This is a genomic window from Celerinatantimonas sediminis (assembly GCF_046054195.1).
Classification (GTDB): Bacteria; Pseudomonadota; Gammaproteobacteria; order Enterobacterales; family Celerinatantimonadaceae; genus Celerinatantimonas.
The window spans coordinates 56,844-80,834 of sequence record NZ_JBEQCS010000003.1 but is presented as its reverse complement, the minus strand read 5'-3'; the positions used below and the strand labels follow the sequence as shown (position 1 = coordinate 80,834).

Sequence of the window (23,991 nt, the reverse complement as noted above, 5' to 3'; positions counted from 1 at the left end):
CACTTAAAATGTTGGTAATAATTAGCGCAAGGCCCACGCGGGCCATTCCCCTATGTCCGGCGCAAGGATTCGCACCGGACTTTTTTTATCTGCATGATTCAATCGAACCAAACAGCGTCTGAAAATTAGCAGTGGTCGCTTTCGCTACCTGCTCATAACTAATCCCTTTTAGTTCTGCCAAATGCTCTGCAACCTGGCGTGTATAAGCGGGCTGATTTTCGCTGCCACGAAATGGCACGGGAGCTAAATATGGTGAATCGGTTTCAACCAGAAGCCGTTCAAGTGGCAATTTAGCAAACATCTGTTGCACTTTTTTAGCTGATTTAAACGTAATAATCCCGCTTGCCGAAACAAAATACCCCATGTCGATAGCCTGCATTGCCATATCATAATCCTCAGTAAAACAGTGCAAAACACCGCCCACATCAGGGTCACCATATTTTTTGATGAGCTCAAGAGTCTCATCTTTTGCATCACGAGTATGAATAATGACTGGCTTTTTTAGTTCTCGACTGGCTTTGAGGTGTTCGATGAAACTCTGCGTTTGTTGCTCTTTTGTCTGTGGACTATAAAAATAGTCCAGCCCCGTTTCACCTAATGCAACAACCCGTGGTTGCCCACCTAGCTCTCTAAGCCGCTCCGGCTCGATAGGTGTCTCATGAGCGTGCAGCGGGTGAACGCCGCAAGAAAACGCTAAATTAGGATACTCATCAAGTGCCCTGCGCATATTTTGATATTCATCTAACGAGATGCTCACAACGAGCATATAGTTCACATCTTGACTTGCAGCATGATCGATCACCTGCTTAGGGTCTTTATGCAATGTTTCATAATTAAGGCGATCAAGATGACAGTGTGAATCAATCAGCACGACTACTCTCCGGTTGAGATAAATAACTAAGTAATGGGTAAAGTTGTAGCGAGAAATTTAGCGCAGGACTTTGCTCGAGTTTCTCACGCAATTGTATAAACATTTGCCAAGCGCTCATAAGTTGACTTTGGGTAAGCTGAGTGAGTAAAGGACCTACTTCCCCTTGAGGATTAAACTGACTTTGCAGCGAATCGATAATAACCTGTCCTAACCAATTTAATTTATCGGGTGACTTTTCAAGTTGTTGGGCGACTAAGTCGAAATCGCCTTGATTTAGTTTATCGATACTTTGTGTAAATTCAGTAAGTTTATCCGCCCCATCGGCGTCAAAAAACTCGTTGCACTCATTGGGACCATCAAGCCAATGCAATGCAAGTTTGAGCTGAGCGACGTCAATTCCCGGATGCAACTGCTTTAACAAGCTAAGAGCTTGTGCCGATGATGGACTGTGGACAACCCAGCGCTGAGCTCGGCTAATAATTGTTGGCAGTAGCGCGCTCTGCAAAGGCTTTAACAGTATAAAATAGGTGTCAGATTTAGGCTCTTCTAGCATTTTAAGCAGCGCATTAGCTGCCGATGGTGTTAATTTATCGGTCTGTTCAATTAAAGCGACTTTACCATGGCCATGAGTTGGTTTTTGCACGGCCCAATGCTGCAGTAAACGAACCTCATCGACACCAATACTCTGCCCTTTGGCTGACAACGTATATAAATCGCTATGACTTTGAGATTCAAACATTCGGCAACTGTGACACTCACCACAAGGCTTATTCTGAGTGGTATGACTATGGCATAAAATTAAACTAGCCAAATACTGACTTAAAATTTCACCAGCTGCGCCCTTTTCACAATCAAGCAGCAGTGTTTGCGCTAAATGACCGTTGGCAAACTGGGCACTCAATTGTTCGGCTAAACGCTGCTGCCACTGATATGGTTTAGTTATCATGACACTGATTTATAAACTGAGTGACTGCTGATCTGATAGCCTGTTGCACTGTTTCAAGCGCTAAACTGGCATCAATTTTAACACAATGGCTATTAAGAGCGACTTCATCAAGATAAACACGCCTTGCCCGCTGAAAAAAGTCTAATTGCTGCTGTTCTATCCGGTCTAATTTCCCTCGCGCCTTAGCTCTGGCCAAACCTTTGACCGGATCGATATCAAGATAAAGTGTTAAAGCTGGCCTAAAGTCACCTAAAGTTAAATCGCGAAGCTGGTCAAGTGTGTTCATTGGAATTTGGCGCCCTCCGCCTTGATACGCTCGAGAGCTGAGATCATGGCGATCGCCTAAGACCCATTTGCCTTGGCTTAAAGCAGGTTTTATAACATTTTCAACCAACTGGCTGCGAGCCGCGTACATCAACAACAACTCACTTTGGCTGGTGATCGCTTCATCTTCATAGTGTTTTAAGATATGGCGAAGCTTTTCAGCCAAAGGCGTGCCTCCCGGTTCTCGGGTCGCGATAAAATCAATGCCCTGTTCTGCTAGACATGTCTTTACGGTCTCAAGCGCGGTGCTTTTGCCTGCGCCTTCTAAACCTTCGATAACTATATATTGGCCTTTATTCATCGTTTTATTAAATATTTCCTAACGGCACGGTTATGCTGCTTTAATGTTTGTGAAAAATGATGTCCGCCACTACCATCAGCAACAAAATAATAATAATGGGTTTTCTGTGGATGGGCTGCAGCCTCTAATGCTGCTTTTCCTGGCATTGCAATCGGTGTTGGCGGCAAGCCATGGATCACGTAGGTATTATACGCATTTTTAGCTTTAAGATCGGCTCTCGTGATATGGCCGTTATAGGCATCACCTAATCCATAAATAACGGTTGGGTCGGTTTGCAAACGCATGCCTTTACGTAACCGGTTCACAAAGACGGATGCTACTTTTGGCATCTCGGCATTAATCCCCGTCTCTTTTTGAATTAACGAAGCAAGAATAATCAATTGATAGCGAGAACTCAGCGGTAAATCTTTGTCACGCTCAGCCCACAATTTAGAGCTTAAAGTATCCATCGAGTGATACGCTCGAGTGATAACCTCAATTGCTTTCGTATCGTGCGTATAATAGTAAGTTTCAGGTAATAACAAGCCCTCTAGATTTGCTAAAGGTGCACCGAGCTGTTTGGCTATTTCTTGCGGGCTATTTTGTGGTGGGAGTAATCCCGGTGAGTCGCTTAAACGCTGCCACCACTGAGATAAAGTTTCACCTTCGACTAGGGTTAAACGGTATTGGTACACTTTTCCTGAGCGCAAAATAGCGGCTACATCAGCAAAACTGGATTGAGCTGGAAGCTCATAAGTGCCAGCTTTAATTTTTACCAGATCAGGATGCAAACGAAACCAAAGTTTTAAGCTGATTCGTTGGGCTTTATTAAGGTTGGTTAATTGGGCGAATACGTCAATCAAGCGTTCACCCGGTTTAAGAGTATAAAGCTGTGTTGTTGCTAAATTTGGCTTTATCCAAAGTTGCTCAGTAGACTGATACCCTTTGAATAGTAAACCACCTAAAACAACGACAATGATGAAAAAGATTGCTAGAAGAGCTTTTCGCATGGGCAATTAATATCCTAGATCGCCTAATAAACGCTGGGTAAATGAAAAATCTTGATATGTTCTGGACTCAAATTGGCGTACAGGAACAACTGGCAATAAACTATTGGTTAGCCATATTTCATCCGCATTTTGCACATGAGCCAGTGGGTAGTTATCAATATTTAACTCGACATCATCAAATTCGCGATGCTGTAAGCGCTCAATAATATAGTTGCGTTGAGTGCCGAACACACCCGCCAATTTAAGCTCTGGCGTATAAATTTGTTTGTCTTTACGCCAAAATATATTCGCTGCAATCGCTTCGGTGACATTGCCAAAGTAATCTAATGCAAGCAGATCGTCATGCTCGCCAGTCAACTCTTGCTTAAGGGCGACCTGTTCGAGCCGATTCAGTGTTTTTAAGTGGCTAAAAACATTGCCGACAGCAAGTCTCGTCTGAGCTAAACCTAATTTTATCCCAGATTTTTGCCATTGTGTGTAAATAGGGCTCACATCGAAACTGCTCAGGATCCAATTTGAGCAAGGGTTCTCAGGGCTTTGATAGCCGCGGCCACCGACACCTCGAGTAATGGTTAGTTTTAATCCACCGTCATTTAGCAGCGCTGCTTGGTGCTGAGCGAATTGCCAAAGTTTGGCCACATCAAGGGAAAACTTTAACAAACTTAATCCATGGCAGATGCGGATTTGGTGATAATCTAGATTTTGAATTTTTCCATGGTGCACCGCCATTGTCGTAAAAAAGCCATCACCATATTGCAACCCTCTATCCTCAACGGACAATAACTCACATGGCTGACCATTTACCCAGTGTTTTGCCACAGAAACTCCTTAATTTGGGTATAAAAAAGCCCGATGCCATATTAACGACATCAGGCTCAATGCTCAAACGGCTCTTAAACTAAATCTTTTTAAATAGTAAAGAACCGTTTGTGCCACCAAATCCAAATGAATTAGATAAGGTATATTCAAGTTCGGCTGGGCGAGCTTTATTAGCAACATAATCTAAGTCACATCCTTCATCAGGATTTTCCAGATTAATTGTTGGCGGTGCAATTTGATCTCGAAGTGCTAACACTGAGATAATCGCTTCAACAGCGCCTGCTGCACCTAGTAAATGCCCGGTCATTGATTTGGTTGAGCTAACCAACAAGTGATAAGCATGTTCACCAAATACACTTTTAACCGCGTTGCTTTCTGCCACATCACCAGCAGGGGTTGATGTGCCATGAGCATTAACGTATCCCACCACAGATGGATCAACTTTGGCATCTTTAAGAGCATTCTTCATCGCTAATACAGCGCCATCACCAGATGGAGACGTAATGTGATACGCATCGCCACTCATGCCAAACCCAACAAGTTCTGCATAAATTTTAGCGCCACGTTCTTTAGCGTGTTCATACTCTTCAAGAACCATAACACCAGCACCATCGCCTAAAACAAAGCCATCACGGTCTTTGTCCCATGGACGACTAGCGTGCTGAGGGTCATCATTACGGCTACTTAAAGCGCGAGCAGCAGCAAAACCGCCCATGCCCAATTCAGTCGATGCTTTTTCAGAACCACCGGCGAGCATAACATCTGCATCACCATAGGCAATCAATCGCGCAGCAAGGCCGATTGAATGAGTCCCAGTTGTACATGCTGTTGTTACAGCGATGTTTGGTCCTTTAATCCCTGTTTTAATAGACAGGTGCCCAGCAACCATGTTGATGATTGTCGATGGAACGAAAAATGGGCTGATTTTACGGGGGCCATTGTTCATCAGATTTGCGTGGTTTTGTTCAATTAAGCCCAAACCACCAATCCCAGAACCAATGGATAATCCGATCCGTTCTGCATTGTCATCTGTTACTTCAATTGCTGAATCTTCAAGTGCCATCAAGCCGGCAGCAATACCGTATTGAATGAAAAGATCAGTTTTACGTTGATCTTTTTTAGCAACATATTTATCAGCATCAAAGTTTTTAACTAAGCCGGCGAAACGAGTTGGAAAGGCCTCTGTATCGAAATGCTCAATGGGTCCAATACCGCTTTGGCCTGCAAGAAGAGCTTTCCAAGAATCTTCCGCCGTATTTCCTACCGGCGACAGCATACCAATGCCGGTCACAACCACTCTGCGTTTTGTCACAGATTAGCCTCCAGAAACGGGAATACGAAATAAAGAGTGAGATCAAAACAGGCAGTTAAACTGCCTGTTTTAGAAGATTAGTCTTGATTAGCAAGAATGTAATCAATAGCTGTTTGAACGGTAGTGATTTTTTCAGCTTCTTCATCTGGAATCTCAGTATCAAACTCTTCTTCCAGAGCCATCACCAGCTCAACAGTATCCAAAGAATCAGCACCCAGGTCATCAACGAATGATGCTTCTGGTTTTACTTCATCTTCACCAACACCAAGCTGTTCGATGATAATCTTCTTTACACGTTCTTCGATTGTGCTCATGACAATAATTTTCCTTTGTATAATACGCTTTTGCGTTGTTGCGATAGTGTATTCAAACCGCGAAAAGTTGCAACCCCTAGTTGCATGATCGCTTCCGCGATTTATCACTGAATTTAACGGAGAATGCCTTATTTAATCACTTTAAAAGTGATTATGCCATGTACATTCCGCCATTAACATGAATCGTTTCACCTGTAATATATGCTGCGTCATCACTTGCTAAAAATGCAACTGTCTTCGCAATTTCTTCAGGATCTCCGAGGCGAGCCATAGGCACCTCGGCTAAAATAGCCTGGCGCTGACCTTCATCAAGGGCTCTAGTCATGTCTGTTTCTATAAATCCGGGGGCGACTGCATTGACAGTAATTCCACGAGAGGCGACTTCTTTTGCCATTGAACGTGTAAAACCTAATAACCCGGCTTTGGCTGCTGAATAATTGGTTTGCCCAGCATTGCCCATAGATCCGACAACTGAACCGATATTAATTACGCGACCAGAACGTTTTTTCATCATAGCCCGTAAAACGGCTTTGGATAATTTAAATACAGATGTCAAATTCGTGGCGATGATATCATCCCACTCATCATCTTTCATCCGCATTAATAAGTTATCGCGAGTAATACCCGCATTATTAACTAAAATATCGATATCGCCAAATTGTTGTTTAATATGGCTGAATAATTCGTTGATTGACTCACTATCTGTGACATTTAAAACCATGCCACAACCACCCTGCTCGCGCAGATAATCGCTAATTGCTTCAGCCCCGTTGGCTGAAGTGGCTGTACCAATCACGGTTGCGCCTCGGTCAGCAAGAATCGTAGCGATTGCTTTGCCAATCCCGCGGCTGGCGCCGGTCACTAATGCTATTTGGCCGGTAAACGACATGTTATCAATCCTTAATTATTTAGAAATTGTTTCAATGGCTGCATCTAAAGATGCAGTATCGTTAAACGATACAGATGAAAGTTGTTTGTTGATCCGTTTAGTCAAACCAGAAAGCACTTTACCCGGACCACACTCAACTAAATGAGACACACCTTCATTTGCAAGCATTTCAACTGTTTCAACCCATCGTACAGGACTATAAAGCTGTTTAATTAACGCTTCTTTGATCTGCTGAGCGTTTTCAGACACTGATACATTATAGTTATGAATTACGCGATAAAGTGGCTGAGCAAATGAGAGAGTATCTAATTTTTCAGCCAATTGTTCAGCGGCAGGACGCATAAGCTCACAATGTGACGGGACACTCACTGGCAATGGCAAAGCGCGTTTTGCACCCGCTTCTTTACAAAGAGCGTTCGCGCGTTCAACAGCGGCTTTATTCCCAGCAATAACAACTTGACCTGGCGAGTTAAAATTAACTGCGGTAACCACTTCACCTTGTGCCGCTTGCTGGCACGCTTGAATAATAGTGTCGTTATCAAGACCAATAATTGCAGACATTGCTCCAACACCCGCTGGAACCGCCTGTTGCATCAACTGACCACGCAGTTCTACCAATTTCACTGCATCTGCAAAATCAATAACACCTGCACAGGTTAAAGCCGAATATTCTCCAAGACTATGGCCAGCTAAAAAAGCGGGTTTAAAATCAGCTCGTTCTTGCCAAACGCGCCATAATGCAACTGAACAAGTTAACAGCGCAGGCTGAGTAACGGCTGTATCATTTAACTTTTCAGCAGGACCATTAGCGATAACATCATCGATGCGATAGCCCAAAGCATCTGATGCTTGGGCGAAAGTCTTCTGAACAGTTGCGTTTGACTGGGCCAGTTCAGCTAGCATCCCAACACTTTGGGAACCCTGCCCCGGAAACACAAATGCAAAATTCGACATGAGATATTCCTATATCTAAATTAAACAGTCTGATTGATGACGACTGTACTCTTGGAAAACCAAATAGTGATTTAATATTTGCAAGTATAACCACTTCGACATCACATCCCAAGCAACATCTATGTGTTGGCTAATACAAGTGGTTAAATATTCCTCAATATGTGCAATATATTATCAATTTACTGTCAATGTATCCTGATAAGTCTGTATTTTAGCCCCTATCATCTGTGGAATATGCAATTTTGATTGTTCTATTGCTTCACAAATTGCTTGATAAAATGCATCGCTATCCGCTCTGCCATGGCTCTTAATAACGCTTGCATTTAACCCTAACATGCACGCGCCATTGTATTGGTCGGGGCGATATTGATTCAACTGGATTGCAATAGTTGGCAATAATTTGCTGATTAAATAGCGTTTTATGCGCCCTTTGGGTACCAGTGATGAAAATATATCTAATAGATATTCTGCTGTGCCTTCAGCGGTCTTAAGCGCGATATTGCCAGAAAAACCATCACAAACAATAACATCACATTGACCATTAAATAACTGATTACCTTCAATAAACCCACGGTAATTAAGCTGCTTAGTTTGCATCAATAAATGACTCGCATGGCGAATGGTATCATTGCCTTTAATCGCTTCACTGCCAATATTCAACAGAGCAATCGATGGGTTGTTAACTCCCCAGAGCTGTTCGACAAGCACCGAGCCCATCATCGCGAATTGAACTAATAGATTGGCGTGGCAGTTAATATTCGCTCCAAGATCTAATAACAGCGTTTTAGTGCCTTTTTTATTAGGTAGAGCAGTTACCAATGCAGGCCTATCAACACCGGGCAATACTTTTAAAATCGAATGCGATAAAGCAACTAACGCGCCTGTACTTCCAGCACTTACGCAAGCATCGGCTTGATTATCAGCGACCAGTTTTAAGGCTTTAGCCATAGAAGATGAGCGACGCGAACGTATAATCGTCAAGGGCTTATCGTCAGGCAATACAACATCACTGGTGTATGTAAGATGAATGCGAGAATCTGATTGCAGTTGATAGTGCTTAAGAAGAGGGTTGAGCATCACCGGATCACCAACAAGGTGAACAGCAATATCAGGATAGTTTTCTAAAATGCGTTTGACGGCAGGAATAACGACAGGGGGGCCAGAATCTCCCCCCATAGCATCTAACGCAATCGTTAGACGTTGCAATGGCGTTGCCTTACTTGTTTATAACTTTCTGGCCACGGTAGAAGCCATCAGCAGTTACGTGATGACGACGGTGAGTTTCACCAGTTTCTTTATCAACGCTCAGTGCAGCATTGTTAGTGATCGCATCATGAGAACGACGCATGCCACGCTTAGAACGGGTTTTACGGTTTTGTTGAACGGCCATTGACCCTTTCTCCTAATTTTCTTTTTTTAAACTTTGTAAAATAGCAAATGGATTCGGCTGCATACTCTCTTCTTGAGTCGGCATTTCACCAAACGTCCTGACCTGTTGCTGAACTTTACACTCTGCCAAAGGATGCATAGCAATCAAAGGCAGTGCTAATAAAAATTCATCTTCCAGAACCTGACGAAGATAAAATTCTCCGTTTTCATTTAACTCAAGCGGTTCATATGCTTGCGGTAACTCATCCATCGACTGATGATCGTTGACTGGAGCGTATTGAAATTCAACATGTAGTGCCAAAACAAATGGCTCGCCACATCGCTGGCATTCAAGTTCCACTTCAGTTGTTGCCTCGCCTGTCATCACTGTGAGCCCTTGCGGGTCAATTTCAAAGCGAATCGAAGCTTCAGCGTCTTTGTTTACAGCTAAGGTTGCTTGTGCAAGTCTTGGCATTTGCCCTGCGGGTACTATGCCTTGATAATCCAGCCGGCGTTTCGCCGCGCGGAACGGTTCAACCTCAACCGGTAATTTAACCTTTTGCATAAGGCGCGCATCATATAGATTGAAAGCCTGATAGTCAAAGGATTTTAATCAAAACCAATAACTTTACAAGCCCTCGCTTGTTCGACGCACAGAGTTTACAATCAGTCCGTCAAAATAGCGAGATGATTTTATGCAACAATCTATTATTCTTGCCTCTAGCTCACCTTTTCGCCAAGAGCTGTTGGCAAAACTCAAAATTAAGTTCCACTCCCATGCTCCCAATATTGATGAAACCCGCTTTGATGGTGAATTGGCCCAAGCATTGGTCGAACGCTTAGCAGTTGCAAAAGCCAAAGCGCTAGCCAGTATCTATCCTAACCACCTTATTATTGGCAGTGATCAAGTCTGCTGTATTGACGAGCAAATTTTAGGAAAACCACATACTAACGAGCGAGCAATTGAACAACTCACATTAGCCAGCAATAAAAAAGCCCGTTTTTTGACAGGTCTGTGCGTGCTGAACTCGGCCACAGGTCAATGCCAAGCATGCGTTGAACATTTTGATGTTGAGTTTCGCGCTCTCTCAGAGAAATTAATCCGCCGCTATGTTGAGCTTGAACAACCGCTTAACTGCGCAGGTAGTTTTAAATCAGAAGGAAGTGGCATTGTGTTATTTAAGTCACTGATTGGAAATGACCCAAATACGCTGATCGGTTTACCGTTAATTCGGTTAGTTGAATTTTTAGAATCGTTTGGCGTAGAGATGCTTAGCGCCTAGTTAGGCAGACTTCCTCAGCCAATCATATATATAGAGGCTGAGGAAATAGATTCAGACTTAATTAAAGCTCACTTCAGATGCTAAATTATCAACGACTTTTTGTAGCGATGCATCTAAAGGCGCAGTTAATTTTACAGTTTCGCCCGATTTAGGATGAACAAATTCAATTTTCCACGCATGTAGAAATAAGCGGCCCAATCCGAAAGCTTTTGCAGCGCTTTGTTGCTCGTGGGTCGAATATTTTGAATCCCCAGCGATGCTATAGCCGGCGCTTTGACAATGAACACGGATTTGATGGGTGCGCCCGGTCACAGGTGACGCTTGAATCAATGTCATTTCACCAAGGTTACGCTCTAATTGAAAACGCGTTAATGATGGCTTCCCTTGAACTTCGTCAACCCGAACTATGCGCTCACCCGAAGCAAGTGCATTCTTTGCCAACGGTGCGTTAACTTTCTTTAAAGAGCGAGGCCACTTGCCATGGACCAGTGCTAGGTAATGTTTATGGACAATTTTTTCGCGTAATTGACGATGCAACTCGCGCAGAGCGCTGCGTTTTTTCGCTATCATCAATACCCCAGAAGTATCGCGGTCTAATCGATGAATTAGCTCTAAAAACCGCGCTTCAGGACGAAGTGCGCGGAGCCCTTCAATCACTCCAAAATTTAAGCCACTGCCGCCATGAACGGCGAACCCTGATGGTTTATTCAAAACCAGCAAACAATCGTCTTCAAATAAAACGCAATCATTTAAATGGGCGATTTTACTTAAATTAGCATTCGCAACAGGTTTATCCGGCTCTGAAGTGCGAACCGGAGGAATACGAACATCGTCGTTGGCGAGTAATTTATAATCGGGTTTTATCCGTTTTTTATTAACTCGTACTTCGCCTTTGCGCAAAATCCGATAAATTAAACTTTTAGGCACGCCCTTGAGCTGCCGTTTTAAGAAATTGTCTATACGCTGCCCGGCTTCATCGTCGCTAACGCGAACAAAACGGACGCTATTATTTTGATCATTCATGTAACAGATACTACCACAAAGATGAAATTGATTGCTGTGAAAATGTAGCTTTGCTATATTTAACATGTTAAACGCACCGGTTTTATTATTTTTAGTGCGTCACGCTCAGTTCACTGATGTGCACCGTATTATACAAGTCACTACGGCCTTTCAGCGAGAACGAATAACAAATTAAAAACAACCGAGCAGGCATCGTTAACGTTGCCTTAAAACGCGAAGAGCGAGTAGATTTTACACCGGGTTGCATGATCGCCACAGAGCTATCTGCGCCAAGGTAATTACGACGCGTCATTTTATGCGCCCTTTTATTGACGAAGCCGCAACCGTGAGGTTCCATTTCCGTTATTTTTAAAAACACAGGGCCTTGCCGTTATAAGGCAGGTTGAATGCTCTGCTTGGGGAATATACCAAGGCAGAACGAATGAAAAGAATGTTAATTAATGCCATGCAACTCGAAGAGATGCGCGTGGCACTAGTAGACGGACAGAAGCTGTATGATCTGGATATTGAAAGCCCAGGTCATGAACAAAAAAAAGCGAATATTTATAAAGGTAAAATTACTCGGGTTGAACCTAGTCTAGAGGCCGCATTTGTAGATTATGGCGCAGAACGCCATGGCTTTTTACCAATTAAAGAGATTTCCCGCGAGTATTTTACAGACGGGTATGTCTACAAAGGTCGCCCATCGATTAAAGATGCGGTAAAAGAAGGCCAAGAAGTTATTGTTCAGATTGATAAAGAAGAGCGTGGCAATAAAGGTGCGGCGTTAACTACATTTATCAGTTTGGCTGGTAGCTATTTGGTTTTGATGCCAAATAACCCAAATGCAGGTGGCATCTCGCGACGTATTGAAGGCGATGATCGTACTCAGCTCAAAGAAGCTTTAAACGCGATTAAAGTTCCAAAAGGTATGGGACGAATTGTTCGTACTGCCGGAACAGGTAAATCAGCCGAAGAGTTAGAGTGGGATTTAAAAGTATTGCTCAACCGTTGGGATGCAATTAAATCTGTCGCTGACTCTCACCCTGCCCCTGTGCTTATCCATCAAGAAAGCAACGTGATCGTGCGAGCCATTCGCGACTATTTGCGTCGTGATGTTGGCGAAATCTTAATTGATAACAAAGCCATCTTTGAAGAAGCTAAAGAGCATATCTCGCGCGTGCGGCCTGATTTTGTCAATCGCGTCAAACGTTACGAAGGTGAAGTCCCGTTATTTAACCATTACCAAATTGAATCGCAGATTGAATCAGCCTTTATGCGTGAAGTTCGCCTACCATCCGGTGGGAGTATTGTTATCGACCCAACAGAAGCATTGACTTCTATCGATATCAACTCGGCTCGCGCAACTAAAGGGGGGGATATTGAGGAAACGGCTTTACAAACCAACCTTGAAGCTGCTGATGAAATTGCTCGTCAATTACGCTTACGAGATTTAGGTGGCTTAGTCGTCATTGACTTTATCGATATGACTCCGGTTAAAAACCAGCGAGAAGTTGAAAACCGGTTCCGCGAAGCAGTACGCCAAGATCGAGCTAAAATTCAGATTGGTCGCATTTCTCGGTTTGGTTTGCTCGAAATGTCGCGTCAGCGAATTCGCCCATCACTCGGTGAATCATCAACTCACATCTGCCCTCGCTGTAATGGCCAAGGTACGATTCGTGACACCGAATCATTGGCACTTTCAATTTTACGCTTACTTGAAGAAGAAGCCTTAAAAGAGAATACCAATGAAGTGCGAGCTGAAGTTCCTGTTTCAGTCGCTGCATATTTGTTAAACGAAAAACGAGTTTCGTTGAACAAAGTTGAAAAACGCCACCAAGTTCGAATTGTTATCATTCCAAACCAGTACATGGAAACTCCTCATTACGAGGTCAACCGTGTGCGTCCGGTTGAGCAGACCGATGAGCCTAGTTATAGCCTTGCTACAGCGCAGCCATCTCCTGTGTATCAACCTCGAGTTCACTCTCAAGAACAAAGCCAAGAACAGCCTGTCTTAAAAGGCTTTGCGCCTATTGAGCCAGCACCAGTTAGCAAAACAGAACAGACAGCGAATGCATCGCAATCTTGGTTCTCTCGTTTGATGAAAAAACTGTTTGCCGCGAGCTCAGAACAACCTGAACAAGCGAGTACGCAAACCGCTTCCCCTGCTCCAGTTGCTAAACCGAAAACAGAACAATCTTCTAATTCGGAGCAATTGCGTAAAACACGGGAAAATCGTAATCGTCGTCAGAATCGCTCCAAACAAAATGGCGATACGAACAAAACTAAAAAACAAGAAGGTTCATCTCAAACTCAAGGTTCGGCTAATACTAAAAAGCCAACTGCGGTTAAAGATGATAAGTCAGCACAAAATCAGAAGAAAAATGCAGCGAATAAACCTGCTAACAAACAGCGCACATCTGTAACTGACGATAAAAAACTAAATGTAGAGAAACCTCAGCAGAACAAACCGCAACAAAACACAGCTGCTGAAGAAGTTGTAAAACCACGTCGTCAACAACGCCGTATGCATCGCAAGATCCGCATGCAAGAAGTTGTTAAAGATGTTGAGCAGTCAATAGAGGTAACGAAAACTGAAATTGCCGATACAACGATTGTTGCCGAACAAGTGCAACAACCTGCAGCCACTGTTGAGCAAAACCAAGTTGTCGAGTCTGTAGAGGTTGAAACAACAGTTGAGCAAGCAGCCGCTCAAGTGGATGTAAATAAAGAGCAAAGCGTCGAATCTTTAGATGCGGCAGAGCCCGCTGTTGAAGCGCAAAAAGACTCAAATGAAGCCGATGAAGTTGTAACTGGCGATAGCGAGCCAACCAAAGCTGAAGATGAATCTCAGACTAAACCTAAGCGTCGCCGCCGCCGTAATACTCAATCGCCACATGCTGGTGAGCGTAAACGTTTTAGCGACCTACCCAAAGCTGATATTGAAAATAGTAGCGAAGCTGATGAAAAATCAACACCGGTGCAAAGTGAGATAAATTCAGTTGAAGCGGATTTGGTTAAAAAAGAGCAATCATCGTTAGAGGAAGAGCCTGTAACTGAGCCAGCACCAACGCCAGAGCAACAGGATGAGGCTGAAGCAATTGCGCCTGTACAACCAAAAGTCACTGATGATGAAGCTGACGTTAACGCAGAAGCTAATCTCCAAGTAACTCAATCTGACAATGTTGCAAATGAACCACAAGTTGTCTCTGAAGACGTTGTGCAGCAAAGCGAACAGAAAAACGCTCCTGTTACTAAAGGGAGCGTTGGTGGCGCTAAAGGGCATGCTTTTGCCCCAATGACTAAACCGAAACCGGCAGAGGTTACTCAAATAACCATAGAAGCACAGCCATATGATCGGCCTAATTTGGTTCACAGTGGTAGACAAGCAGGCATCGATGGTGCTTCTAATTGGGTGAATGCACCAATGCAGAAAACGATGTGATCATATCTGGTGCAATTTTAATCATCATCTAATGGTAAAAGGCCCGTCATTTTGATGGGCCTTCTTTTAAACTGCGATTGATATAGATTTGCTATTTTTTAGTTTATTTTTTTATAAAAAAACTAAAAAATAAGTTTGTATATAAAAAATTCATCTTTCAAATTCCCCTCCTCGTGTTTTTTTTGTTGATATTTTTATCCGATAAATCATTATCTTAATTGGTCTTTTTTTCGACAAAATGACATTCTCCAAATCTTTTCGTCATTTGTGTCAATTATTTTCGGCATAAATGATGCAACCATTTAAACTTCAGTAAGCGCGTAAAAGACTTTGACAAAGTTGGGTGGTCAATCAAAAACTAAAATAGATAGAGGCGAAAAATTGGGCCTGGTTATTGAGTGGCAAAATAAATATCAAAGTTTTTCTTTTATGTTTTATTGGGTTATTCGGTTATTAGTCTAATCTTAAAGTAACTACATAACGAATTCGTTTGCGAAGTCTATCTGGTTTTCGGATGGAAACGATGTTAGGGAGAGTGCTATGAGCATATTCAATCATTATCAGCAACGTTATGAAGAGGCTCGCCATGAAGAGCTATCTTTGGAACAATATTTACAGTTATGTAAGGACGACCCATCAGTCTATGCTTCTGCAGCAGAACGTTTGTTACTGGCTATTGGGGAACCTGAATACATCGATACGGCAAAAGACCCTCGTCTGAGCCGACTATTTTCTAACCGGGTTATTGCTAGGTATCCCGCTTTTGAAGAATTCTACGGGATGGAAGACAGTATTGAACAAATTGTCTCCTATCTCAAACACGCATCTCAAGGGCTTGAAGAACAAAAACAAATTTTGTACCTGCTTGGCCCTGTCGGTGGTGGTAAATCATCGTTGGCCGAAAAATTAAAAAGCCTGATGCAAAAATTGCCTATTTATGTTTTAAAAGGCTCACCCGTAAACGACCATCCTTTTGCTTTGTTTGATGTAGAAGAAGATGGCGACATTTTACAAAAAGAATATGGCATCGCGCGCCGTTACCTGCGACCAATCATGTCACCTTGGGCGGCAAAACGGTTGCACGAATTTGGCGGTGATATTACGCAGTTTAAAGTTGAAAAAATCTACCCATCTATTTTGGATCAAATAGCAATCGCTAAAACTGAACCAGGGGATGAAAATAACCAAGATATTTCATCGCTAGTTGGTAAAGTCGATATTCGCCAACTTGAACATTATGCGCAAAACGATGCCGATGCCTATAGTTACTCGGGCGCTTTATGCCGAGCTAACCAAGGGTTGATGGAATTTGTGGAAATGTTCAAAGCACCCATTAAAGTGCTACATCCATTATTAACAGCAACCCAAGAAGGAAACTATAACGGCACCGAAGGTTTGTCTGCACTGCCCTTCTCTGGGATCATTTTGGCCCACTCTAACGAGTCAGAATGGCAGGCATTTCGTAACAACAAAAACAACGAAGCCTTCCTAGACCGTGTGTACATTGTCAAAGTGCCATACTGCTTACGGGTTTCTGAAGAGATGAAAATTTATCAGAAACTTCTGGATAATAGTGAACTTAACCACGCTAACTGTGCACCTAGCACTTTAAAATTATTGGCTGAGTTCTCAGTCCTATCTCGACTAAAAAATCCTGAAAACTCGTCGCTATTTTCCAAAATGCGGGTCTATGACGGAGAAAGTTTAAAAGATACCGATCCAAAAGCGAAGTCCTATCAAGAGTATCGGGATTTTGCTGGCGTCGATGAAGGGATGAACGGTCTATCCACACGATTTGCGTTCAAAATCTTATCGCGCGTCTTTAACTTTGACCCAACCGAAGTTGCAGCAAACCCTGTTCACCTGTTTTACGTACTAGAAAAACAGATTGAACGTGAACAGTTCCCACAAGAGATGACCGATCAATATATGGAATTTCTTAAAGGGTATCTTGTTCCAACTTATATCGAATTTATTGGTAAAGAAATTCAGACGGCATATCTAGAGTCATATTCTGAATATGGCCAGAATATCTTTGACCGCTACGTGACTTATGCTGACTTCTGGATCCAGGATCAAGAATTCCGCGACCCAGACACCGGCCAGCTATTTGACCGCGCCGCGTTAAACGATGAGCTGGAAAAAATTGAAAAACCAGCAGGCATTAGTAACCCGAAAGATTTTCGTAATGAAATCGTAAACTTTGTTTTACGTGCCAGAGCGAATCATGAAGGTAAAAATCCGAACTGGACGAGTTATGAGAAACTTCGCACTGTGATTGAGAAAAAAATGTTCTCAAACACCGAAGATCTCCTGCCAGTTATTTCGTTTAATGCGAAAACTTCGGCTGAAGACCAACGTAAACATGACGATTTCGTCGACCGTATGATGGAAAAAGGTTATACCCGTAAACAGGTCAGACTTCTTTCTGAGTGGTATTTACGTGTTCGTAAATCGTCTTAGCCATCGGAGGTTTTTGTATGGCTCATTTTATTGACCGACGTTTAAACGGTAAAAACAAAAGCGCTGTGAATCGGCAGCGCTTTATGCGCCGCTATAAACAGCAGATCAAAAAAGCAGTAACTGATGCCGTCAATCAGCGCAGTATTCAGGATCTCGATTCTGGAGAAAGCATTTCTATCCCCTCTCGGGATATTACGGAACCATTTTTCCATCAAGGTGAAGGTGGTGACCGTACTCGAGTATTACCAGGCAACGATCAGTTCTCACCTGGTGACAGAATAGAACGCCCCCAAGGAGGGGGCGGTGGTGGTTCCGGTGAAGGTGATGCAAGTAATAGCGGTGAAGGCACTGATAACTTTCAGTTTGAGATTTCAAAAGATGAATATTTAGATATTCTTTTTGATGATCTAGAACTGCCAAACTTGCAAGAAAACAGTACCGATAGAATGGTTGATTTTCGAACTGTTCGTGCTGGTTTCACCAATGATGGTGTCCCATCGAATATTAATATTGTTCGTTCGTTACAAAATTCACTGTTACGTCGTACTGCGATGTCAGCGGGTAAAAAGCGGGTTTTACATGAACTTGAACAGCAAATTGTAAAATTAAACGAATCTCCTCAGGAGAATGAAGCTGAAATTTTAATTTTAGAAAAAGAGGCAGAAGAGCTCAGAGAACGTATTCGTAAAGTCCCCTTTATTGATACCTTCGATCTGAAATTTAACGCTTTTGTTAAGCAACCTGTACCAAACTCACAAGCTGTGATGTTTTGCTTAATGGACGTGTCTGGTTCAATGGACCAAGCGACCAAAGATATGGCTAAACGGTTTTACCTGTTGTTGTACTTATTCTTGACGCGTAATTACGAACGTATCGAGATTGTGTTTATTCGCCATCATACTCAAGCCAAAGAGGTCGATGAGCAAGAGTTCTTCTACTCGCAGGAAACTGGGGGAACCATAGTATCCAGCGCATTAAAATTAATGAAACAAATTATTGCTGATCGTTACCCTGAAGATCAGTGGAACATTTATGCAGCCCAAGCATCTGATGGGGACAACTGGGCAGATGATTCACCAGTATGCCGGACATTGCTTGACCGAGATATTTTACCGCTAATCCGTAACTTCTTTTATATAGAAATTACAGCTAGAGCGCATCAAACTTTATGGCGTGAGTACGAATCTCTCGCCCAACAACATTCAAATTTTGACTTGCAGCATATTCGCAAACCTGAGGATATCTTCCCGGTATTCAGAGAGTTTTTCCGAAAAGAAGTTGCATGAGGAGGAGAGTATGGTCAAAAACAAACGTCTAGATGACGGGCCAGACTGGACTTTCCCGCTCATTGAGCAGTATCACGAAGTGATCGCTGCAACGGCTGAAAAGTTCAAGCTAGAAACTTACCCGAACCAAATTGAAATTATTACTGCTGAACAAATGATGGATGCCTATTCAAGTGTAGGTATGCCAATTGGCTATAATCACTGGTCATTTGGTAAAAAATTTATTCAGACAGAGCAGACTTATAAGCGAGGCCAGATGGGGCTGGCCTATGAAATTGTTATTAACTCAAATCCATGTATCGCTTATTTAATGGAAGAAAATACTATGGTGATGCAGGCGCTAGTAATGGCGCATGCCAGCTATGGACATAACTCTTTCTTTAAAAATAATTACTTATTTAAAGCATGGACAGATGCAAGCTCAATTATTGATTATCTACTATTTGCAAAAAATTATGTTGCTGAGTGTGAAAAACGCTATGGCATCGAAGCTGTAGAAGATATTTTAGACTCTTGCCATGCACTGATGAATCACGGCGTGGATCGCTATAAACGCCCTTCTCCTATTTCGCTTGCAGAGGAAAAAGCCAGACAGAAATCTCGCCAGGAATATCTACAAGCTCAGGTGAATGAGCTGTGGCGAACCATTCCTAAAAATGAAAGTGAGCAGCAATTTAAACCGAAAAACTTCCCGGAAGAACCACAAGAGAATATTTTATATTTTCTTGAGAAAAAAGCGCCGCTTTTAGAAACTTGGCAGCGGGAAATCATTCGGATTGTGCGCAAAATCAGCCAATACTTTTATCCGCAACGGCAAACACAGGTGATGAATGAAGGTTGGGCGACTTTTTGGCATTACACTATTTTGAACGATATGTATGACCAAGGTTATGTCACAGACCGATTCATTCTGGAGTTTTTACATAATCATACGAACGTTGTAGCTCAGCCGGCCTATAACAGTCCTTATTTCAATGGGATAAATCCATATGCCCTTGGATTTGCCATGATGTGTGATATTCGGCGGATTTGTGAAAACCCAACGGAGGAAGACAAATATTGGTTCCCTGATATAGCCGGGAGTGATTGGCTCGAAACGTTGCATTTTGCGATGCAAAATTTCAAAGATGAAAGCTTTATAAGTCAATTTTTATCACCGAAGCTTATTCGTGATTTTAAATTGTTTAACTTAACCGACCATCATAACTTACCTTATTTGGAAATTAGTTCGATTCATAATGAGGCGGGTTATCAGGCGGTTCGCCAGGCGCTTTCTAATCAATATAATATTTCGACGATTGATCCGAATATTCAAGTTTATAATGTTGATGTTCGAGGGGATCGTTCTATGACACTGCGATACACGCCGCATAATCATATTCCTCTGGCCAAAAATCTAGATGAGGTCCTAAGGCATTTGCATCGATTGTGGGGATTCACAGTGCGATTAGAGCAAGTGGCAGACTCTGGACATACAGAAATATTAGCAACTTGCCCGCCGAAAACAGCTGATTAACTGCTATGAGCTACTGTAGCGATACAGTAGCTTTTTTATTATTGTTACTCAATCTTAAACGAAACCGCTATTTTTATAAAAAAACATCTCTAGTACAATGTCTAGCATGGCCTAGTATATTTTGCTTTATATTTAAGCAACGCTTTACACGCATTTATTTAACAAGCATAAACATCATCAAAATAGTTTTTTTACTAAAAAAACGCTTAAAGCTTAACTTTAGTCAATGTTCTGAACTATTCGAGTTATTCTTTAATCAATAGGTATTTTTCACACCATATTTTAATTTAGAATAATTCTTAAACGCATTTCGTAATGTGTTTTGGACAGCTACTCTACTTACTATAAAATGGATCACTCTTTTAACAGGATATTAGCGCAATTATGACCAATGACTCGTTACTAACGGCTTTTGCCTCTAACTTTCTTGGTAAGTCACCTAAGTGGTACAAACTTGCCATAATCGCCTTTTTAGTCGTCAATCCGATCATCTTTTCGATTGATCCGTTTGTCGCTGGTTGGGTCTTAGTCGTTGAATTTATATTTACGCTGGCGATGGCTTTAAAATGCTATCCACTGCAACCCGGTGGCTTATTAGCAATTGAAGCGATAGCAATCGGGATGACATCGCCAGAGACTGTCAAACATGAACTATTAGCCAACTTTGAAGTAATTCTCTTATTGATCTTCATGGTTGCTGGTATTTTCTTCATGAAGCAGTTATTGCTTTACGTTTTTACCAAAATGCTTACCAAAATTCGCAGTAAAGTCCTTCTATCACTAGCATTTTGTCTAGCTGCTGCGTTTTTATCTGCATTTCTCGATGCCTTGACTGTAATTGCGGTAGTGATCAGTGTTGCTGTCGGATTTTATGCAATTTATCATAAAGTTGCTTCAGGAAAAGATTTCCATATTGAACATGATCATACCCAAGATGAACAACTTGAAGATGAATTAACTCGCCAGGACTTAGATGGCTTCCGCTCTTTTCTACGTAGCCTGCTCATGCATGCCGGTGTCGGCACGGCGCTAGGCGGCGTATGCACCATGGTTGGTGAGCCTCAAAACCTAATTATTGCAGACCAAGCCGGATGGCATTTCAGTGAGTTTTTCTTGCGGATGGCGCCAGTATCTGTGCCCGTTTTAATTTTAGGGCTTGTCACTTGTATCATTTTAGAAAAAATGAGCTGGTTTGGTTATGGCGGTAAACTTCCTGAACGTGTTCGAGCTATTATGCAGCGCTTTGACGCTTATGAAGATAGCCGCCGTACTCGCCGTGAAAATATCAAATTAATCGTACAAGGTATTATCGCAGTATGGTTGATTGTTGGCTTGGCACTACACCTTGCTGCAGTGGGTTTAATCGGTTTGTCAGTCATCATTCTTGCAACCACCTTTGCGGGGATTACCGAAGAACATCAATTAGGCGAAGCATTTACCGAAGCCCTACCTTTTACCGCTTTACTGGCAGTATTCTTCTCGGTTGTTGCTGTGATTATCGATTTGCAGTTATTTAAGCCTGTGATTCATTGGGTTTTACAACAAGAAGGCCACGCGCAATTAATTGCCTTTTATCTTGCTAATGGCGTTCTATCCATGGTCTCGGATAACGTGTTCGTGGGAACGGTATATATCAATGAAGTTCGCTCAGCGCTGATGGATGGTCAAATTACTCGGGACCAATTCGATATGCTAGCCGTTGCGATTAATACAGGTACAAACTTACCATCGGTGGCAACTCCCAATGGTCAAGCCGCATTTTTGTTCCTATTAACGTCCTCTTTAGCACCGCTATTAAGACTTTCATATGGCCGCATGGTTATGATGGCTCTACCCTACACGATTGTTTTAGTCGTTGTTGGCCTGCTTTGTGTGAATTTCTTCCTAATGCCGGTCACTGACCTGTTTTACCAACATGGTTGGTTGATTCATCATAGTGCCAAAGCTGCAGCAGCTGCAATTGGTCACTAAATTTGGTATAAGAAAGGGCAATTTGCCCTTTCTTAGTTTAAGGAGTTGGTGTGGTTAAACTTTTTCGAACCTGGTCGATGCACCGTAAGCCATGGCTCGTTCTTGCTCTTAGTACGGTCGCTTTTGAACTCGCAGCTTTATATTTTCAATACGGCAAAAAATTAGAACCCTGCGTCATGTGTGTCTATGAGCGCACCGCGATGTTAGGAATATTTGTCAGTGCTATTTTTGCTTTTATTGCGCCACGCTGGTTACTGTTTCGTTTGATTGGTACAGTGGGATTTATAGCTTCTAGCGCTTGGGGATTATTGCTCGCATGGCAGCATACTCAATTACAGTTACATCCTTCGCCTTTTTCAACCTGCAGTCCATATCCGCATTTTCCGAGTTGGCTCAGACTGAATGACTGGTTTCCGTGGATGTTCCAACCTCATGGGGATTGCTCCGTGATAGTTTGGAAGATGATGGATTGGAGTATGCCGCAGTGGCTTATCGTCGCTTTTGGCGTCTATTTAATCATGGCTCTTGTTATTCTGGTGGGACAATTCCGCCGTTAATCTGTTATAAATAGATTCACTAATAGAAAACCCGCCATTGGCGGGTTTTTGCTTTTAATGATTACGCGATTGTTCTTTAAGTCGCTGTTGTTCGGTAACGATGTCACCTAATGATGGCAAGAACGACCGGTCTGTTACATTATCAGGCTGCCAGAGTTTAGAGATCATAATTGCTTTGGGACAGTGAAAAAACAGCTCCTTAACGATAACCTTGACTACCATTTTAGGAACGCGATTACCATCGGGGGCCTTTGCACAAAGCTCAGGGTCAGAATGCAAACTGGCATAACCTTTGACTCGAACAATCTCTTCAATGCCTGGGATCATAAACATCAGCCCAATTTGTGGATGGCTTAACAGATTCCTAAATGTGTCTAAACGCCGATTGCCAGCACTATTAGGGATGAGCAAGGTGGTCTCATCAAGCACTTTGACGAATCCTGGTTCACCTCCACGAGGAGATGTGTCCATAAAGCCTTCAGAATCACAACTTGATAAAATGACAAAAGGACTATGTTCTATAAATTTCTGAGTGTATGGGTCGATTTGATAAACCGCCTTATTTTTAACAATTTCATGCGGCGTTCCATAGCAATCTTCAAGTTGTGCAATCTTCGTAATTGATTCGTTCAAAACGGCTCCTGTTTTGAGAAAAATGATGAAAAGTAGTGTCGTTTCTCGATTATTTTAAATAATGTAAATCATTTGTATTTATAATTACAATACAAATGATTCTGCACCACTAGTCTTCACATTCATCTAATGGCCAATAAGCAATAAATTCTTGTAGCTCCCCACTAACAGCTGTTTCACTAATTGTTTTACCTCGCACAGAAGCCCCCACGCGATGCATTAATGTCTTATCACCATTGTGGCGAAGTGGATGCCATAATGGCAAAGCTCTTCCTTCGTCTAAACGCCGATAGGCACAACTTGGTGGAAGCCATTGAAATGATTCATGATGTTCAAGTGTAATTTTGACGCAATCACTGACCTTAGCAAAACGATTCGCATAATCACTGCACTGGCAACTGTGCTGATCTAATAGCTGACAATTAATATCCGTAAAATAAAGCTCATCGGTATCATCATCGATTACTTTTGCTAAACAGCATTTACCACAGCCGTCACAAAGCGCTTCCCATTCACTTTCGCTCATCTGCTCAAGAGATTTATGCTGCCAAAATAGAGGATCGTTAATCACCAAATTTACCTTTTTTAATAGTCTTATGATTGTTTCAAAGCAAATGACGCCATCGGCGTATGCAACAGGGGCGTATGTCTTCGCAAACTAACAGTTGTGTTATCGTATAACTAAGGTTAAAAACACTGAAAAGGCCTTGAGCGAATGCCCAGGTAGCCTGCCATAGATAATCCATAT

The 23,991-nt window shown here is 42.4% G+C and carries 23 protein-coding genes; 7 read left to right on the top strand and 16 right to left on the bottom strand.

Annotation, left to right across the window (positions count from 1 at the left end):
• Positions 1-85: 85 nt before the first annotated feature.
• The 12 genes from ABTQ23_RS05190 to yceD all read right to left on the bottom strand — a co-directional run bounded on the left by ABTQ23_RS05190 (position 86) and on the right by yceD (position 9,652).
• Positions 86-871, bottom strand: coding sequence for a TatD family hydrolase (locus tag ABTQ23_RS05190; RefSeq protein WP_408614589.1), 786 nt, complete (start codon positions 869-871; stop codon positions 86-88).
• Positions 861-1,817 carry a DNA polymerase III delta subunit-related protein gene (locus tag ABTQ23_RS05185; RefSeq protein WP_408614588.1) on the bottom strand — a complete coding sequence of 319 codons (957 nt, stop codon included), beginning with the start codon at positions 1,815-1,817 and terminating at the stop codon, positions 861-863. The genes ABTQ23_RS05190 and ABTQ23_RS05185 overlap by 11 nt, the downstream gene beginning before the upstream one ends.
• Entirely contained in the window at positions 1,807-2,442 is a 636-nt protein-coding gene (gene tmk / locus ABTQ23_RS05180; RefSeq protein WP_408614587.1) for a dTMP kinase, read from the bottom strand. Before tmk ends, ABTQ23_RS05185 begins: the two co-directional genes overlap by 11 nt.
• Positions 2,439-3,431 (bottom strand): endolytic transglycosylase MltG, encoded by a 993-nt coding sequence (mltG, locus tag ABTQ23_RS05175; protein ID WP_408614585.1) that lies wholly within the window; start codon positions 3,429-3,431, stop codon positions 2,439-2,441. The genes tmk and mltG overlap by 4 nt, the downstream gene beginning before the upstream one ends.
• Before the next feature lie 6 nt (positions 3,432-3,437).
• A complete protein-coding gene (gene pabC / locus ABTQ23_RS05170) occupies positions 3,438-4,250 on the bottom strand; it encodes an aminodeoxychorismate lyase (protein ID WP_408614584.1) in 813 nt (270 codons plus the stop codon).
• A gap of 79 nt (positions 4,251-4,329) precedes the next feature.
• On the bottom strand, positions 4,330-5,562 hold the full coding sequence (fabF, locus tag ABTQ23_RS05165) for a beta-ketoacyl-ACP synthase II (protein ID WP_408614583.1): 1,233 nt from the start codon (positions 5,560-5,562) through the stop codon (positions 4,330-4,332).
• A gap of 77 nt (positions 5,563-5,639) precedes the next feature.
• A complete protein-coding gene (acpP, locus tag ABTQ23_RS05160; RefSeq protein WP_131913439.1) occupies positions 5,640-5,876 on the bottom strand; it encodes an acyl carrier protein in 237 nt (78 codons plus the stop codon).
• Between the two features lie 151 nt (positions 5,877-6,027).
• Positions 6,028-6,765 carry a 3-oxoacyl-ACP reductase FabG gene (fabG, locus tag ABTQ23_RS05155; RefSeq protein WP_408614582.1) on the bottom strand — a complete coding sequence of 246 codons (738 nt, stop codon included), beginning with the start codon at positions 6,763-6,765 and terminating at the stop codon, positions 6,028-6,030.
• Positions 6,766-6,780: 15 nt separating this feature from the next.
• Positions 6,781-7,719: an ACP S-malonyltransferase gene (fabD, locus tag ABTQ23_RS05150; protein ID WP_408614581.1), complete on the bottom strand. Its 939-nt coding sequence runs from the start codon at positions 7,717-7,719 to the stop codon at positions 6,781-6,783.
• Positions 7,720-7,893: 174 nt separating this feature from the next.
• Positions 7,894-8,925, bottom strand: coding sequence for a phosphate acyltransferase PlsX (gene plsX / locus ABTQ23_RS05145; protein ID WP_408614580.1), 1,032 nt, complete (start codon positions 8,923-8,925; stop codon positions 7,894-7,896).
• A gap of 10 nt (positions 8,926-8,935) precedes the next feature.
• Positions 8,936-9,109: a 50S ribosomal protein L32 gene (gene rpmF / locus ABTQ23_RS05140; RefSeq protein ID WP_408614579.1), complete on the bottom strand. Its 174-nt coding sequence runs from the start codon at positions 9,107-9,109 to the stop codon at positions 8,936-8,938.
• A 12-nt stretch (positions 9,110-9,121) separates the two neighbouring features.
• The gene (yceD, locus tag ABTQ23_RS05135) at positions 9,122-9,652 is read right to left on the bottom strand and encodes a 23S rRNA accumulation protein YceD (RefSeq protein ID WP_408614578.1); all 531 of its coding nucleotides are present in this window, start codon (positions 9,650-9,652) and stop codon (positions 9,122-9,124) included.
• Between the two features lie 130 nt (positions 9,653-9,782).
• Here yceD and ABTQ23_RS05130 point away from each other — a divergent pair, with 130 nt between their 5' ends.
• Positions 9,783-10,370: a Maf family protein gene (locus ABTQ23_RS05130; protein WP_408614577.1), complete on the top strand. Its 588-nt coding sequence runs from the start codon at positions 9,783-9,785 to the stop codon at positions 10,368-10,370.
• Between the two features lie 57 nt (positions 10,371-10,427).
• Here ABTQ23_RS05130 and rluC read toward each other — a convergent pair whose 3' ends face one another.
• A complete protein-coding gene (gene rluC, locus ABTQ23_RS05125; protein WP_408614576.1) occupies positions 10,428-11,393 on the bottom strand; it encodes a 23S rRNA pseudouridine(955/2504/2580) synthase RluC in 966 nt (321 codons plus the stop codon).
• 91 nt (positions 11,394-11,484) lie between these two features.
• Positions 11,485-11,685, bottom strand: a complete 201-nt coding sequence (locus ABTQ23_RS05120) for a hypothetical protein (protein ID WP_408614575.1) — start codon at positions 11,683-11,685, stop codon at positions 11,485-11,487.
• Positions 11,686-11,814: 129 nt separating this feature from the next.
• On the opposite strand from ABTQ23_RS05120, the gene rne reads away from it, so the two are divergent.
• From rne to dsbB, 6 genes are all read left to right on the top strand, one after another.
• Complete coding sequence (gene rne / locus ABTQ23_RS05115) at positions 11,815-14,817, top strand: ribonuclease E (RefSeq protein WP_408614574.1); 3,003 nt, start codon at positions 11,815-11,817, stop codon at positions 14,815-14,817.
• A 540-nt stretch (positions 14,818-15,357) separates the two neighbouring features.
• Positions 15,358-17,280: a PrkA family serine protein kinase gene (locus ABTQ23_RS05110; protein WP_408614573.1), complete on the top strand. Its 1,923-nt coding sequence runs from the start codon at positions 15,358-15,360 to the stop codon at positions 17,278-17,280.
• A 17-nt stretch (positions 17,281-17,297) separates the two neighbouring features.
• Positions 17,298-18,566: a YeaH/YhbH family protein gene (locus ABTQ23_RS05105; protein ID WP_408614572.1), complete on the top strand. Its 1,269-nt coding sequence runs from the start codon at positions 17,298-17,300 to the stop codon at positions 18,564-18,566.
• 10 nt (positions 18,567-18,576) lie between these two features.
• Positions 18,577-20,082, top strand: coding sequence for a SpoVR family protein (locus ABTQ23_RS05100; RefSeq protein ID WP_408614571.1), 1,506 nt, complete (start codon positions 18,577-18,579; stop codon positions 20,080-20,082).
• 384 nt (positions 20,083-20,466) lie between these two features.
• Entirely contained in the window at positions 20,467-22,053 is a 1,587-nt protein-coding gene (gene nhaB, locus ABTQ23_RS05095) for a sodium/proton antiporter NhaB (protein ID WP_408614570.1), read from the top strand.
• A gap of 50 nt (positions 22,054-22,103) precedes the next feature.
• The gene (gene dsbB, locus ABTQ23_RS05090; protein ID WP_408614569.1) at positions 22,104-22,610 is read left to right on the top strand and encodes a disulfide bond formation protein DsbB; all 507 of its coding nucleotides are present in this window, start codon (positions 22,104-22,106) and stop codon (positions 22,608-22,610) included.
• A 54-nt stretch (positions 22,611-22,664) separates the two neighbouring features.
• Here the strand turns inward: dsbB and ABTQ23_RS05085 are convergent, their stop codons facing one another.
• Positions 22,665-23,243, bottom strand: coding sequence for an MSMEG_1061 family FMN-dependent PPOX-type flavoprotein (locus ABTQ23_RS05085; protein WP_408614568.1), 579 nt, complete (start codon positions 23,241-23,243; stop codon positions 22,665-22,667).
• 109 nt (positions 23,244-23,352) lie between these two features.
• Complete coding sequence (locus ABTQ23_RS05080) at positions 23,353-23,811, bottom strand: YcgN family cysteine cluster protein (RefSeq protein WP_408614827.1); 459 nt, start codon at positions 23,809-23,811, stop codon at positions 23,353-23,355.
• Positions 23,812-23,991: the final 180 nt, after the last annotated feature.